Source organism: Anoxybacillus dikiliensis (assembly GCF_050613275.1).
In the GTDB taxonomy this organism is placed as follows: Bacteria; Bacillota; Bacilli; order Bacillales; family Anoxybacillaceae; genus Anoxybacillus.
This window is the reverse complement of the sequence record NZ_CP187112.1, coordinates 12,501-27,500: the sequence shown is the minus strand read 5'-3', so window position 1 is coordinate 27,500 and position 15,000 is coordinate 12,501. Positions and strand designations below refer to the sequence as shown.

12 protein-coding genes, 1 tRNA gene, 2 rRNA genes, 1 other RNA gene and 1 other annotated feature (2 of these 17 running past the window's edge) are annotated in these 15,000 nt (G+C 43.2%); of the genes, 3 read left to right on the top strand and 13 right to left on the bottom strand.

What is annotated here, in order from left to right:
• The 5 genes from recR to tadA all read right to left on the bottom strand — a co-directional run.
• On the bottom strand, window positions 1-329 hold the 5' portion of the coding sequence (recR, locus tag ACPF7I_RS00130) for a recombination mediator RecR (RefSeq protein ID WP_004888493.1). Its footprint begins 268 nt before the window's first position; the window shows 329 of its 597 coding nt (coding positions 1-329); its start codon is at window positions 327-329; the stop codon falls past the left edge of the window.
• 9 nt (window positions 330-338) lie between these two features.
• Window positions 339-662: a YbaB/EbfC family nucleoid-associated protein gene (locus ACPF7I_RS00125; protein ID WP_021095866.1), complete on the bottom strand. Its 324-nt coding sequence runs from the start codon at window positions 660-662 to the stop codon at window positions 339-341.
• 16 nt (window positions 663-678) lie between these two features.
• On the bottom strand, window positions 679-2,358 hold the full coding sequence (dnaX, locus tag ACPF7I_RS00120; protein ID WP_430745473.1) for a DNA polymerase III subunit gamma/tau: 1,680 nt from the start codon (window positions 2,356-2,358) through the stop codon (window positions 679-681).
• Window positions 2,359-2,466: 108 nt separating this feature from the next.
• An RNA gene (gene ffs, locus ACPF7I_RS00115) (signal recognition particle sRNA large type) lies at window positions 2,467-2,731 on the bottom strand.
• Window positions 2,732-2,804: 73 nt separating this feature from the next.
• Window positions 2,805-3,293 (bottom strand): tRNA adenosine(34) deaminase TadA, encoded by a 489-nt coding sequence (gene tadA, locus ACPF7I_RS00110; RefSeq protein WP_430745475.1) that lies wholly within the window; start codon window positions 3,291-3,293, stop codon window positions 2,805-2,807.
• 133 nt (window positions 3,294-3,426) lie between these two features.
• On the opposite strand from tadA, the gene ACPF7I_RS00105 reads away from it, so the two are divergent.
• Window positions 3,427-4,065: a deoxynucleoside kinase gene (locus ACPF7I_RS00105; RefSeq protein ID WP_430745476.1), complete on the top strand. Its 639-nt coding sequence runs from the start codon at window positions 3,427-3,429 to the stop codon at window positions 4,063-4,065.
• Window positions 4,062-4,730, top strand: coding sequence for a deoxynucleoside kinase (locus tag ACPF7I_RS00100; protein ID WP_430745477.1), 669 nt, complete (start codon window positions 4,062-4,064; stop codon window positions 4,728-4,730). Before ACPF7I_RS00105 ends, ACPF7I_RS00100 begins: the two co-directional genes overlap by 4 nt.
• A 132-nt stretch (window positions 4,731-4,862) precedes the next feature.
• On the opposite strand, the gene ACPF7I_RS00095 is transcribed toward ACPF7I_RS00100, so the two are convergent.
• From ACPF7I_RS00095 to guaB, 6 genes are all read right to left on the bottom strand, one after another.
• Window positions 4,863-4,955, bottom strand: a tRNA-Ser gene (locus ACPF7I_RS00095).
• 79 nt (window positions 4,956-5,034) lie between these two features.
• Complete coding sequence (serS, locus tag ACPF7I_RS00090) at window positions 5,035-6,309, bottom strand: serine--tRNA ligase (RefSeq protein ID WP_430745479.1); 1,275 nt, start codon at window positions 6,307-6,309, stop codon at window positions 5,035-5,037.
• A gap of 49 nt (window positions 6,310-6,358) precedes the next feature.
• Window positions 6,359-6,574: a binding site (T-box leader), on the bottom strand.
• A 56-nt stretch (window positions 6,575-6,630) separates the two neighbouring features.
• Window positions 6,631-7,209 (bottom strand): pyridoxal 5'-phosphate synthase glutaminase subunit PdxT, encoded by a 579-nt coding sequence (gene pdxT / locus ACPF7I_RS00085; RefSeq protein ID WP_430745480.1) that lies wholly within the window; start codon window positions 7,207-7,209, stop codon window positions 6,631-6,633.
• A gap of 18 nt (window positions 7,210-7,227) precedes the next feature.
• Complete coding sequence (gene pdxS, locus ACPF7I_RS00080; protein WP_043968011.1) at window positions 7,228-8,112, bottom strand: pyridoxal 5'-phosphate synthase lyase subunit PdxS; 885 nt, start codon at window positions 8,110-8,112, stop codon at window positions 7,228-7,230.
• Window positions 8,113-8,325: 213 nt separating this feature from the next.
• Window positions 8,326-9,603, bottom strand: coding sequence for a D-alanyl-D-alanine carboxypeptidase family protein (locus tag ACPF7I_RS00075; RefSeq protein WP_430746016.1), 1,278 nt, complete (start codon window positions 9,601-9,603; stop codon window positions 8,326-8,328).
• Between the two features lie 140 nt (window positions 9,604-9,743).
• Window positions 9,744-11,210, bottom strand: a complete 1,467-nt coding sequence (guaB, locus tag ACPF7I_RS00070) for an IMP dehydrogenase (protein WP_430745482.1) — start codon at window positions 11,208-11,210, stop codon at window positions 9,744-9,746.
• Between the two features lie 116 nt (window positions 11,211-11,326).
• Between guaB and ACPF7I_RS00065 the strand changes: the two genes are divergently transcribed.
• On the top strand, window positions 11,327-12,028 hold the full coding sequence (locus tag ACPF7I_RS00065) for a YaaC family protein (RefSeq protein ID WP_430745484.1): 702 nt from the start codon (window positions 11,327-11,329) through the stop codon (window positions 12,026-12,028).
• A gap of 20 nt (window positions 12,029-12,048) precedes the next feature.
• Here the strand turns inward: ACPF7I_RS00065 and rrf are convergent.
• Together rrf and ACPF7I_RS00055 are read right to left on the bottom strand one after the other, a co-directional pair.
• A 5S ribosomal RNA gene (rrf, locus tag ACPF7I_RS00060) occupies window positions 12,049-12,165 on the bottom strand.
• Between the two features lie 349 nt (window positions 12,166-12,514).
• Window positions 12,515-15,000, bottom strand: a 23S ribosomal RNA gene (locus ACPF7I_RS00055) (it continues 440 nt past the right edge of the window).

Here is a 15,000-nt window from a genome sequence, read left to right as displayed (position 1 = left end):
GCTCCATGTAACACATGATACAATCCGTTGTATTCTTTCATTTTTTCCATAGCAATAACATCTTTCGGGTCTTGCACAACACAAATGATCGAACGATCTCGCTTATCGTCTTCACAAATATAACAAGGATCCTTATCTGTAATATGACCACACGATGAGCAATACGTTAAATTTCTTTTCGCATTTACAAGCGCTTTTGCAAAATCTAATACTACATCTTCTTTCATATTTAACACAAAAAACGCCAGACGGACGGCCGTTTTCGGCCCGATGCCTGGCAATTTCATGAAGCTGTCGATTAATTTGGATATCGGCTCTGGGTAATACATAATAGCCTCCTAGAATAATCCCGGTATATTCAATCCTTTTGTAAACTGCCCCATCGTTTCTGCGGTTAACTCATCTACTTTTTTTAGCGCATCATTCGTCGCAGCAAGCACTAAATCTTGCAACATGTCGATATCTTCCGGATCAACGACCTCCTCTTTAATTTTAACTTCCAAAATTTGTTTATGACCATTTGCAATAACGGTAACCATTCCACCGCCTGCTGTTCCTTCAACTGTTTTTTCAGCTAATTCGGCTTGCGCTTTTTCCATATCTTTTTGCATTTTTTGCATCTGTTTCATCATTTTTTGCATATTTCCCATTCCACGCATCATTTTCATCATTCCTCCATTATTCTTTAATTTCAATTAAGTTTTCGCCAAACCATTTTTTCGCTTCCAAAATAAATGGATCTTCCTGTTCATGTTGTTCATTTCCACTTGTTTGTTGACGAATGAACTGCTCGCGAATTTGAAGCCATTCACTTTCGGGAACAGGAATCGTATCGAGTTTTTTCCCTGTTAATTCAAATAATACTTGTTCTAAATTGTCTTTGACATAGTTACTATTATCAGCAACCATTTTACAATGAATTTCATATTTAAATTTTAACACAAAAGCTATGCCACTTGCTGCTACAGGTTCGCTCTCTTGTAATAATGCTGCATGTGACACTTTATTTTGCTTTTTTAGCGTCTCAAGCACATGTGCCCAATTTCCTTTAATAAGAGATAAATGTTGATGCGTTGCTTGGCGAAGCACTTCATGAATGCGTCCTACCGGTATTTTATAGTCTGTGCGAATGCTTTTTCCTGTTTTTTTCACCGGCTCGCTTGTTTCTGAAGAGGAAAGCTTCACACCGGTTTCTTTCAGTTTCGCTAATTGTTCTTCAAGCTGTTTCACTTTCTCCTCCAACGCTGGAGAAATCGAGGTTTTGATTACTCGTTCCTCTTCATAACAAAGCTTCACAATTGCAACTTCCATATGCACGCGCGGATGGTTCGTTAGGCGCATATCTTGTTGACTTTTACTCAACAAGTCGATCGCTTCATATATAAGCGATGTTGGAATCATGTCAGAAAGCTCACGAAAGCGTTCATCAACGAGCACACGATGGGTCACATCTTCTAGCTGAGGTGCTGCTTTATATAAAAGCATATCTCGATAATAGTAAATTAAATCTTCGACAAGGCGATTCGGATCTTTCCCTTGTTCCATTAAATGTTGAAAAAGACGCAACGCCTCAACGGTCTTTTTTTCATATATCGCATAAATTAAATCTGCGATTTTTCGTTGTGAAACTGCACCTGTAACCGCTAACACATCCTCAAGCAACACGCGATCTTCACTGAAAGAAATGGCTTGATCGAGCAAACTTAACGCATCACGCATTCCACCATCGGCAGCACGTGCAATCGCAAATAGTGCCTCTTCCTCTACATCTATGCCTTCCTCCACAACAACCGTTTTTAACCGCGACACAATCGACTTCAACTCAATGCGCCGAAAATCAAATCGTTGACATCGAGAAACGATCGTTAAAGGAATTTTATGTGGTTCCGTTGTCGCTAAAATGAAAATAACATGTTTCGGAGGCTCTTCCAACGTTTTTAATAACGCATTAAACGCCCCAATGGATAACATATGCACTTCGTCAATAATATACACTTTATACGGTGCTGACGTTGGGGCAAATTTCACCTTCTCACGAATGTCGCGAATTTCATCCACTCCGTTATTTGATGCTGCGTCAATCTCTAACACATCAGAAATCGAACCGTTCGTAATGCCTAAACAAGTCGGACATTCGTTGCATGGCTCTGCTGTTGGACGGTGTTCGCAATTTACCGCTTTAGCAAAAATTTTAGCTATACTCGTTTTTCCTGTCCCACGTGGACCTGAAAATAAATATGCATGTGAAATCTTTTGTTGAAGCAGGGCATTTTGCAACGTTTTTGTCACGTGTTCTTGACCGACAACATCCTTAAAACTTTGCGGTCGAAAAACACGATATAAAGCTTTATAACTCACGAAACTGCCCTCCTCTTTGCTCATATCTCATTTATTATATCATTAAAAAACGCATGAAAAAAGCACTTGCCTTTTAAGCAAGTGCTTTGATTCAATCTATGTAAATTGCCGTGCACCTTCCGTCGACTAGCTGCCATAGACGTTACTAGAGCAGTTAGCTCAGTTCAGGCACCCCTGCGGCACATGGGAGCGTCCGCTTACTGCTGCTTCCTTCCGGACCTGACAGGGTTCACGGATTCCCATTGCGCAGGACCCAAACGTCAACACCACTTACTCTAGGCAGGCTCTACAGCAAACTAACCTAAAGAAGGAATTCAGCCTCGCTAGAGCGGATTGCGAGTACAGGGCACCGCTACCTCCCCGCTTAGCACGGCAATGCGTTATCACTAACGCAAGTATAAGTATATCTCTTTTTCATACAAATTGCAATGACTACAAAGTGGAATTTAATTGGGATTTAAACTATTTTTTTCTGCCTTCTTTCGTTGACGTAAACGTCGGAAAAATTCACTTAGCATTTCTCCACATTGCTCAGCTAATACTCCTCTAACGACTTCCACTTGGTGATTAAACCGTGGCTCTTGTAATAAATTCATTAATGTTCCGGCACATCCCCCTTTTGGATCGCTCGCCCCAAACACAACCCGCTTTATACGAGAAAGAACAATCGCTCCAGCACACATCGCACAAGGTTCTAACGTCACATAAAGCGTTGCCTCTTCTAGTCGCCACGTACCTAGCTTTCGACACGCTTCATCGATGGCTAAAAGCTCCGCATGCGCAATCGATCGTTGATCTCGTTCACGCAAATTGTGGGCTCGTGCAATCACTTCGTCATTGTATACAACAACAGCACCAATAGGCACTTCTCCGATGTTCTCCGCCTTTTTTGCTTCTTCAATAGCTAGACGCATGTAATACTCATCATTTCTCATTTTTGAAACTCCCGTACTTTTTATCATCTATAGAGTATATCAAAATAAAAAAGCAACATACAGAGTAATCATTTTATGTTAAAATAAATTTTGTCTGTCTACACAGACGGTTTCACCTGAAGGAGGTTACACAATGTCCCGCGTGCCCTTTATTACTGTTGAAGGTCCAATTGGTGTTGGAAAAACATCATTAGCAAAGGTCATTTCAGACTATTTTCAATATGAATTGTTAAAAGAAATTGTTGATGAAAATCCCTTTTTGGGTAAATTTTACGAAAACATTGAAGAGTGGAGCTTCCAAACGGAGATGTTTTTTCTATGCAACCGTTACAAACAACTAGAAGATGTCGAAAAAAAGTTTTTAAGCAATGGAAAACCGGTTGTAGCTGATTATCATATTTTCAAAAACTTAATCTTTGCTAGACAGACTTTAAAGGGAAAGCAGTACGAAAAGTATGTGCAAATTTATGACATTTTAACAAACGACATGCCAAAACCAAATGTCGTCATTTATTTGCATGCTTCATTGCACACGTTACTCAGACGTATCGCGATGCGAGGTCGCGAATTTGAAAAAAACATTGATCCGAACTATTTACAACAACTATCACATGCTTACGAACAAGCAATGGAGCAATTTGAGCAAGCCCACCCTCACATCCCTGTATTACGGTTTAACGGAGATGATCTCGATTTCGTTCATCGTGACCAAGACCGTTTTTTCATTCTAAATGAATTGCAATCTGTTCTTAAAAGGAGCTTAGAACAATGAATTTACGAGAAAAATATCATATTCCAAGCGATGCTGTTATTACCATTGCCGGAACAGTTGGTGTAGGAAAATCAACGATGACAAAAGCGTTAGCTGATGCACTTCAATTCCGCACCTCTTTTGAAAAGGTAGACACAAATCCGTATTTAGATAAATTTTATGCTGATTTTAAACGTTGGAGTTTCCATCTTCAAATTTATTTTCTTGCAGAACGATTTAAAGAACAAAAACGCATTTTTGAATATGGCGGAGGATTTGTTCAAGACCGATCTATTTACGAGGATACTGGCATTTTTGCAAAAATGCATTTTGAAAAAGGGACGATGTCAAAAGTCGACTATGAAACATATACAAGTTTATTTGAAGCGATGGTCATGACACCGTATTTCCCACACCCTGATTTACTGATTTACTTAGAAGGAAGTTTCGAGGAAATCATTAAACGTATTCGTGAACGCGGTCGCCCAATGGAACAACAAACACCGGTTGAATATTGGAAAGAAATGTATGAAAGATATGAGAGATGGATCAACAGTTTTAATGCTTGTCCTGTTTTGCGCATTAACATTAATGAATACGATATTATTCGCGATGCCCAATCGATCGAGCCGATCGTCGCAAAAATTGGTTACATGATTGAACAATATCGCAAATTAAAAAAATAAGGATGCCCCTAGCTTCATTTTGGGCATCCTTCTGTTTTGCTTATATGAAACAAAAATTCGTTACAATATGTAACGAATTATTCGGTAAACAATCTCCATTTTATGCGCTGTGGACCGTAAATATTCGAATGATGGCGGAGGAGGAGGGATTCGAACCCCCGCGCGCCTTTCGACGCCTCTCGGTTTTCAAGACCGACCCCTTCAGCCAGACTTGGGTACTCCTCCGTATCGACATGTACTAATTTATCATAACCATTATACTATGTCAACACTTTTTATTAAAAAAGGGGAGCAAATTCTCCCCTTATGAAATCACTTCTTTTCCTCCCATGTATGGGCGAAGCACTTCTGGAATCACGACTGTTCCATCTTCTTGTTGATAATTTTCCAAAATCGCTGCAACTGTTCGTCCAATGGCTAAACCGGATCCATTTAACGTATGCACATGTTCTGGCTTTGCTTTCGGATCTCGGCGGAAACGGATGTTTGCACGGCGAGCTTGAAACGCTTCAAAATTGCTGCAGGAAGAAATTTCTCGATACGTACCATAGCTTGGTAACCATACTTCAATGTCATATTTTTTGGCTGCAGTAAAGCCTAGATCAGCTGTACACATGCTCATCACACGATACGGTAAATCTAATAATTGCAAGATGCGCTCTGCATCATTTGTTAACTTTTCGAGTTCCACGTAGGAATCTTCCGGTTTCACAAATTTGACAAGCTCTACCTTATTAAACTGATGTTGCCGAATTAATCCGCGCGTATCTCTTCCTGCTGATCCCGCTTCTGAACGGAAACATGCGCTATAAGCAGCATATTTAATTGGCAAATCGTCCGCTGATAAAATTTCATCACGATGTAAGTTAGTCACAGGAACTTCTGCTGTCGGAATTAAAAAGTAATCTTCACTCTCGATCCGGAACGCATCTTCCTCAAACTTCGGAAGCTGTCCTGTTCCAGTCATGCTTGCTCGATTCACAATGTACGGTGGTAAAACTTCTTCATATCCGTGTTGTTCCACATGTACGTCTAACATGAAGTTAATTAACGCACGTTCCAATCGTGCCCCAAGGCCTTTATAAAACACAAATCGACTTCCTGTTACCTTCGCTGCCCGTTCAAAATCTAAAATCCCGAGTTGATCAGCAATTTCCCAATGCGGTTTCGGTTCAAAAGAAAATGAACGTGGCTCCCCCCATTTACGAATTTCTATGTTGTCATCTTCTGATTCGCCAATCGGCACAGAGTCATGCGGAACGTTTGGAATCGATAAAAGCAACGTCTCAAGCTGTTGTTCCACTTCCCGCAATTCATCATCAAGCACTTTAATGCGATCGCCAACTTCACGCATTTCAGCAATGAGATAGTCTGCGTCTTTTTTTTCTCGCTTTAAGATGGCAATTTGTTGTGACACATCGTTGCGCTTATTTTTTAGTTCCTCTGCTTGTGCGATTAATTCACGGCGACGACGGTCGAGCTGCTCGAATTGTTCAAAATCCGTTAAGTCCTCACCACGATGCTGGAGCTTCTGTTTTACCTCCTCAAAATTTGCACGTAAAAATTTTAAGTCTAACATCAGCATTCCTCCTTTTTGATTTATGAAACAAAAAACTCCCGTCCCAAAAGAAAGGGACGAGAGTACTCCCGCGTTGCCACCCTAGTTGAAGACATGCGTCCTCCACTCGAGACATGTAACGGTTCTCACCGGAAATGCCTACTAACTTCATGCGTTCAGCATTTCGCTCCAGGATGGATTCACAAGTCATTCCTGCCGATTCACACCAACCATCGGCTCTCTGAAAGGAAGAGGGCTTGTTACTAGTTCCTGTCATCGCTTTTTCGTTATATCATTTTCTTGGAAATAATGTACTATAAGTTTAAACAAAATGCAACCTGTTTATTCTTTCGCTTCTTTAACCATGTTTATGAAATATTGTGTCATGCGATGATCGTCCGTTAATTCGGGGTGAAACGAACATCCTAAAAATTGTCCATGCCTTGCCGCGACAATACGGTCCTCATATGTCGCAAGCACATCAACGTCGTCTCCTACGGAAACAATGTGCGGAGCTCGAATAAATACACCAATAAAATCGTCCGCAACACCTTTAATCGTTAACGATGCTTCAAAACTTTCGCGTTGGCGTCCGAATGAGTTGCGTTCGACTGTAATATCCATTAAACCAAGGTGTGGTTCATCGTAACCAACAATTTTTTTGGCTAAAATAATCAAGCCTGCGCACGTTCCAAACATCGGCTTTCCTTCACGAGCGAATTGCTTCAGCGGTTCAATAAACCCGTATTTGTCCATTAAACGACGCATCGTCGTACTTTCTCCGCCTGGAATAATAAGACCATCAATATGTGTCAGTTGCTCTACCTTTTTAATAACTACCGCTTCAGCACCACACGCTTCAATTGAACGTACGTGTTCACGCACGGCTCCTTGCAATCCGAGTACCCCTATTTTCGTCATGTTCATTGCTCCTTTACGTTACCATCCGCGTTCTTGCATCCGTTGTTCAGGAAGCAATGAAGAAATATCAATGCCTTTCATCGCTCCACCTAATCCTTTTGATAAATGAGCAATTAATTCGTAATCTTCGTAATGAGTTGTCGCTTCAACGATGGCACGCGCATATTTTTCAGGATTGTCTGATTTAAAAATACCTGAACCGACAAATACACCGTCAGCACCTAAATGCATCATTAACGCTGCATCTGCTGGTGTTGCGACACCACCTGCTGCAAAGTTAACGACAGGAAGACGACCAAGACGTTTAATTTGTAACAATACTTCAAACGGTGCCCCTAAATTTTTCGCTTCTGTCATTAATTCATCTTCGCTCATGCTAACAACTTTGCGCACTTGAGCGTTCACTTTGCGCATATGACGAACAGCTTCAACAATGTTTCCTGTTCCTGGTTCGCCTTTTGTACGAAGCATAGATGCCCCTTCAGCAATACGACGAGCCGCTTCACCTAAATCACGGCAACCGCATACGAACGGTACAGTAAATTGACGTTTATCAATATGAAATTCTTCATCTGCCGGCGTCAACACTTCGCTCTCGTCGATGTAATCTACACCAAGCGCCTCTAATACACGCGCTTCAACATAATGACCGATACGCGCCTTTGCCATGACTGGAATCGATACTGCTTTCATTACTTCTTCAATCACAGTCGGATCAGCCATGCGTGCAACGCCACCTGCTGCACGAATATCAGCTGGAACACGCTCAAGAGCCATAACAGCTACTGCACCTGCTGCTTCGGCAATTTTCGCTTGTTCTGCGTTCACGACGTCCATAATGACGCCACCTTTTTGCATTTCCGCCATTCCGCGTTTTACACGTTCTGTACCTGTAACCGCCACCGTTCATTCCTCCCATTATGTATATCGTTATTGTGATATTGTACTGAAAAATCAGTCCAGCGACAACTATTCATCACTGCAGTACACTATCCATATTCTAGCATACGTTTTTACTAGGTAAAAGTATAGAAACACTAGCTACATTTCTTTATTTTAACTCAATTTTTTTAAAAATCACAATAAAAATTTTAAAGCCCTCTAAAAAAGAGGGCTTTAAAATAATCCTTTCATCGCATTTGAAGCACCATTCCAAATGTCACCAAATAATTCACCGATCGCTCGCATCGCCAAAACGAAGCCATTCGCTTTTTCTACAGATCGCCTTGTTACGATATCTACCTTCTCTCCTTCTTTTGTTAAGTAACCATAGTCTGTTCCTTCATATTTCACGTACATATACCCTACTTTTTGTCCTTTTTTCACAGGAGCTGTTAACGTTTCTTTTTCAATGACGACAACAGGCTTATATTTTTTTTCTTCCCCTCGCTTAATGACAAGGGACAACGGTTGTTTTGTTGCAATCGCAACTTCTTTTTCTTTCCCTTTCTTCACTGCTACCGTTTCATGTTTTTTTGTAATATAACCTTTTGGATACAATTGTTGCACAGTATAGTTGCTAAACGCGTAGTCCAACATTTTTCTCGTCTGTTCAAAACGCGACAAATGCGTGCCTTTTCCGTTCGTTTTCGCATTCATCACAACGGTAATAAATCGCATGCCATTTCGCTCTGCCGTACCTGTAAAGCAATATCCTGCAAATTCTGTATATCCCGTTTTAATCCCATCGACACCTTCGTATGCTGAAACAAGTCCCGGGAGCATCCAGTTCCAGTTATCCATTTTAATTTGATCATCTGTTCCTTCTCGGAAGTATTTACGAGGAATACTTGCGGTTTCTAAAATTTCTGGGAACTCGTGATATAAATGATACGCTAATGTCGCTACAGCACGAGCGGACATCACATTTTCTTCGTTATCTCCGCTGCCTGCTGGGTGCAATCCTCCTAAATCTTTGTTATTTAACCCTGTTGCATTGACGAACTTGTAATCTTTTAATCCTAACTCTTTCGCTTTTTCATTCATCATTTTAACAAAATTTGTTTCCGAACCACCAACAATTTCTGCAATGGCAACTGTCGCCCCGTTTGCTGAGTAAATCGCCATCGCTTCATACAGTTCACGCACTGTATATTTCCCGTCTTTTCTCAACGGAACGTTCGATAAATCGCGCTTTTGGGAAATTTGATATACATACTCACTTACTGCATATTCTTGATCCCATTTCACGCGTCCTTCATGAATCGCCTCTAGCAACAAGTATTCCGTCATCATTTTTGTCATACTAGCAATTCCTAAAACCGCATCAATGTTTTTTTGGTATAAAATTTTCCCCGTCTCCGCTTCAACAAGGATAGCGGCATCTGCTTCGATATTTAGTACGTCTTCTTCCGCTTTTATATTTTGCGGTAACGTCACCATAAATAAAAACATTGCTGCAATCGAAATGATGAAGCTTTTGTACCATGTTTTCACGCTCAAACCCTCCAACTCTGTTTTACATAACCGTTATTTTAACATACTCTTGTAAAAAAAAATAGACAGAGGAATCTTCCACCTCTGTCTATTTGTCATCACATGAATGAGTAGTTTGGAGCTTCTTTCGTAATTTGAACATCGTGCGGATGACTTTCTCTTAATCCTGCTCCAGTCATGCGCACGAATTGAGTTTTTTCCCGCAATTCTTCTAAGTTTTTCGTGCCACAGTATCCCATTCCTGCACGTAATCCCCCAACAAGTTGATAAATCGTATCAGCAAGCGGTCCTTTATAAGGCACTCGTCCTTCAATACCTTCTGGAACAAATTTTTTATTATCTTCTTGGAAGTAACGATCTTTACTTCCTCTCTCCATTGCTCCAACTGACCCCATACCACGATACACTTTAAATCGTCTACCTTGGTAGATTTCTGTTTCTCCAGGGCTTTCAGACACACCTGCAAGCAAACTACCAAGCATAACGGCATGTCCACCAGCCGCTAAAGCTTTTACGATATCACCAGAATATTTAATTCCTCCATCAGCAATAATAGCGACACCGTATTTTCGTGCTTCTGTTGCACAGTCGTAAATTGCTGTAATTTGTGGCACGCCGACACCTGCGACAACCCGTGTCGTACAAATTGAACCTGGACCAATACCCACTTTAATAATGTTCGCCCCTGCTTCAATTAAATCGCGTGTCGCCTCTGCTGTCGCGACATTTCCTGCAATAATATTTAATGTCGGATATGTGTCGCGAATTTTCCGTACCGTCTCAAGCACCCCTTTAGAATGGCCATGAGCTGTATCAACTACAATGACATCAACATTTGCTTCTACAAGCTTTTTCACGCGCAACATCGTATCTGCAGTAACCCCGACAGCCGCCCCAACAAGAAGACGTCCTTTTGCATCTTTGGCTGCATTCGGAAATTCGATGACTTTTTCAATATCTTTAATCGTAATAAGTCCCTTTAACACACCTTGATCATCAACGAGAGGGAGTTTTTCAATTTTGTACTTTTGCAAAATTTTTTCCGCTTCTTCTAATGTTGTTCCAACAGGGGCAGTAATTAAGTTTTCTTTTGTCATCACATCAGAAATTTTCATTGAGTAATCTTGAATGAAGCGTAAATCGCGATTCGTAATAATTCCAACAAGCTTTTGTTCTTCAGCATTGTTCACGATTGGAACACCTGAAATACGATATTTACTCATTAAATGTTCTGCATCATATACTTGATGTTCAGGAGTTAAAAAGAACGGATCCGTAATCACGCCACTTTCAGAACGTTTTACTTTATCGACTTGTTCCGCCTGTTGTTCAATTGACATGTTTTTATGAATAATTCCTAATCCTCCTTGGCGTGCCATTGCAATCGCCATTTCCGCCTCCGTTACCGTATCCATTCCCGCGCTAATGATCGGGATATTCAATTTTAACGTTTTACTTAGCTCAACAGTTAAATCGACATCACGTGGCAACACTTCTGACTTAGCTGGGATTAAAAGGACGTCATCAAAGGTCAATCCTTCTTTCACAAATTTTGTTTCCCACATTGTTTTTCCCCCTCACTTTGGAAATATTAATTAGTAGAGTATCAACTTCGCTTTTTTCTGTCAAGAAAACACGAAAATGTTAGATAATTCGATCAATTAAACAAGGAGCATATACGATGTGGGAAGTATTTTATTCATCAAATTTTGTACACCAATTTTTACTTGAACGCTACAAACAAGAAGGACGGGAGGACGCTGAAAAGAAAAGTTACAACAATTGTTATCCATTTATGTACTACTTACAACATGGGAAAAAGTTTTATGATACCGCACGTGAAGCGCCTTTGGCCATCAAACCCGTGTTATTATTTTATGGGAATGTACAGCTTCTTAAAGCGTGTTTATTAACCATTCACCCTGATTATCCGGAATCATCATCGGTTTTAGCACATGGAGTATCAACGAGAAAAAGAAAAAAACAAAACTACGATTTTTTTAAAGATGAAGTAAAAATTCAAAAGCACGGATTGTTTACTTATTTTTCTGAAAAAATGTTTCATGTGAAACACGTATACGGAGAAAAGTTTTCTATGGAGCAATTGCTGCGACAAATTGAGGAGCTCAGTCCTTTATTTGATCTATATTTTAAACAACAAAATGAACAAAACAAACACATTCATGAAATCGTTGCTCACTATTTACTACTCTATAATTTAAGTATGATTTGCCGCTATGAAACAGAATGGTGGTACGATCTCCTCCATAGTTATTCAAATGATGCATACCCTTTTATTGTACAGTTTTTAGACGTAACGGAGTGGAAAATACCAAGCTACTTATATCGCTATTTACTACATAGCAAAGAAGACCAAGACTAAATCGTCTTGGTCTTCTCTTTGCCCGGCAACGTCCTACTCTCGCAGGCGGTGTCCCGCCAACTACCATCGGCGCTGGAGAGCTTAACTTCCGTGTTCGGGATGGGAACGGGTGTGACCTCTCCGCCATCGTCACCGAGCAAACATGCTTTTTCATAGCGCCATGTAAGGCGTGAAGGATTATTCCTTCAAAACTAGATAACAGGACTAAACAGTCGCCTACGCTTTTCTAGTTGTCTAGCTTCGAACTAACATCCTCCTCCGCCTTCGCTTTTTCCGTTCGACGTGCACACACGTCTTCGTCAAAAGCTTTTGGCTCCGTCGGATGTTTTCTTGACTACGTCAAGAACCGTTCTCCGCTTTTCTTACTGTCTAGCTTCGGCTCCTAGCCCCTCGAATCGCTTCAGTCCTGCTGTGGCGGCAACAGCCTCCTCGCAGGCCTTTCGCGCTCTTCGTGGCTGAACAGTCGCCTACGCCTTTCTTGTGTGCTTAGTTAAGTCCTCGATCGATTAGTATCCGTCAGCTGCACGTGTCGCCACGCTTCCACCTCGGACCTATCAACCTTGTCATCTTCAAGGGATCTTACTCGCTTGACGCGATGGGAAATCTCATCTTGAGGGGGGCTTCACGCTTAGATGCTTTCAGCGCTTATCCCTTCCGCACATAGCTACCCAGCTGTGCCCCTGGCGGGACAACTGGTACACCAGCGGTGCGTCCATCCCGGTCCTCTCGTACTAAGGACAGCTCCTCTCAAATTTCCTACGCCCGCGACGGATAGGGACCGAACTGTCTCACGACGTTCTGAACCCAGCTCGCGTACCGCTTTAATGGGCGAACAGCCCAACCCTTGGGACCGACTACAGCCCCAGGATGCGATGAGCCGACATCGAGGTGCCAAACCTCCCCGTCGATGTGGACTCTTGGGGGAGATAAGCCTGTTATCCCCGGGGTAGCTTTTATCCGTTGAGCGATGGCCCTTCCATTCGGAACCACCGGATCACTAAGCCCGACTTTCGTCCCTGCTCGACTTGTAGGTCTCGCAGTCAAGCTCCCTTCTGCCTTTACACTCTTCGAATGATTTCCAACCATTCTGAGGGAACCTTTGGGCGCCTCCGTTACGCTTTGGGAGGCGACCGCCCCAGTCAAACTGCCCACCTGACACTGTCTCCCACCCCGATCAGGGGTGCGGGTTAGAATCTCAGTACGACAAGGGTGGTATCCCAACGGCGACTCCACCTAGACTGGCGTCCAGGCTTCTCAGTCTCCCACCTATGCTGTACATGTCGCACCAACATTCAATATCAGGCTGCAGTAAAGCTCCACGGGGTCTTTCCGTCCTGTCGCGGGTAACCTGCATCTTCACAGGTACTATGATTTCACCGGGTCTCTCGTTGAGACAGTGCCCAAGTCGTTACACCTTTCGTGCGGGTCGGAACTTACCCGACAAGGAATTTCGCTACCTTAGGACCGTTATAGTTACGGCCGCCGTTTACTGGGGCTTCGGTTCGCACCTTCGCTTGCGCTAAGCGCTCCCCTTAACCTTCCAGCACCGGGCAGGTGTCAGCCCCTATACTTCGCCTTACGGCTTCGCAGAGACCTGTGTTTTTGATAAACAGTCGCTTGGGCCTTTTCACTGCGGCTCCCCTGGGCTATTCACCCGAGGGAGCACCCCTTCTCCCGAAGTTACGGGGTCATTTTGCCGAGTTCCTTAACGAGAGTTCTCCCGCGCACCTTAGGATTCTCTCCTCGCCTACCTGTGTCGGTTTGCGGTACGGGCACCTCTCACCTCGCTAGAGGCTTTTCTTGGCAGTGTGGAATCAGGCACTTCGGTACTTCATTTCCCTCGCCATCACAGCTCAGCCTACTCAAGCGGATTTGCCTACTTGAGGCGCCTAACTGCTTGGACGCGCACAACCAGTCGCGCGCTGACCCTATCCTCCTGCGTCCCCCCATTGCTCAAACGGTGAGGAGGTGGTACAGGAATATCAACCTGTTGTCCATCGCCTACGCCTTTCGGCCTCGGCTTAGGTCCCGACTAACCCTGAGCGGACGAGCCTTCCTCAGGAAACCTTAGGCTTTCGGTGCAGAGGATTCTCACCTCTGTTTTCGCTACTCACACCGGCATTCTCACTTCTAAGCGCTCCACTAGTCCTTCCGGTCTAGCTTCGACGCCCTTAGAACGCTCCCCTACCGACGACGCAAGTCGTCCCACAGCTTCGGTGATACGTTTAGCCCCGGTACATTTTCGGCGCAGAGTCACTCGACCAGTGAGCTATTACGCACTCTTTAAATGGTGGCTGCTTCTAAGCCAACATCCTGGTTGTCTAAGCAACTCCACATCCTTTTCCACTTAACGTATACTTTGGGACCTTAGCTGGTGATCTGGGCTGTTTCCCTCTTGACCACGGATCTTATCACTCGTAGTCTGACTCCCGAGTATAAGTCATTGGCATTCGGAGTTTGACTGAGTTCGGTAACCCGATGAGGGCCCCTAGCCCAATCAGTGCTCTACCTCCAAGACTCTTCACTCGAGGCTAGCCCTAAAGCTATTTCGGGGAGAACCAGCTATCTCCAAGTTCGATTGGCATTTCACCCCTACCCACACCTCATCCCCGCACTTTTCAACGTGCGTGGGTTCGGGCCTCCAGTAGGTATTACCCTACCTTCACCCTGGACATGGGTAGATCACCTGGTTTCGGGTCTACGACCTCGTACTATACGCCCTATTCAGACTCGCTTTCGCTACGGCTCCGTCTTTTCGACTTAACCTCGCACGAGATCGTAACTCGCCGGTTCATTCTACAAAAGGCACGCCATCACCCATAAACGGGCTCTGACTACTTGTAGGCACACGGTTTCAGGTTCTCTTTCACTCCCCTCCCGGGGTGCTTTTCACCTTTCCCTCACGGTACTGGTTCACTATCGGTCACTAGGGAGTATTTAGCCTTGGGAGATGGTCCTCCCTGCTTCCGACG

Bases quoted from the DNA above. Each gene is read 5' to 3' on its own strand.
- ACPF7I_RS00125 (WP_021095866.1), bottom strand. From the start codon at position 662: ATGATGCGTGGAATGGGAAATATGCAAAAAATGATGAAACAGATGCAA.
- tadA (WP_430745475.1), bottom strand. From the start codon at position 3,293: ATGAGAAATGATGAGTATTACATGCGTCTAGCTATTGAAGAAGCAAAA.
- ACPF7I_RS00105 (WP_430745476.1), top strand. From the start codon at position 3,427: ATGTCCCGCGTGCCCTTTATTACTGTTGAAGGTCCAATTGGTGTTGGA.
- ACPF7I_RS00100 (WP_430745477.1), top strand. From the start codon at position 4,062: ATGAATTTACGAGAAAAATATCATATTCCAAGCGATGCTGTTATTACC.
- serS (WP_430745479.1), bottom strand. From the start codon at position 6,309: ATGTTAGACTTAAAATTTTTACGTGCAAATTTTGAGGAGGTAAAACAG.
- pdxT (WP_430745480.1), bottom strand. From the start codon at position 7,209: ATGACGAAAATAGGGGTACTCGGATTGCAAGGAGCCGTGCGTGAACAC.
- ACPF7I_RS00075 (WP_430746016.1), bottom strand. From the start codon at position 9,603: ATGTTTTTATTTATGGTGACGTTACCGCAAAATATAAAAGCGGAAGAA.
- guaB (WP_430745482.1), bottom strand. From the start codon at position 11,210: ATGTGGGAAACAAAATTTGTGAAAGAAGGATTGACCTTTGATGACGTC.
- ACPF7I_RS00065 (WP_430745484.1), top strand. From the start codon at position 11,327: ATGTGGGAAGTATTTTATTCATCAAATTTTGTACACCAATTTTTACTT.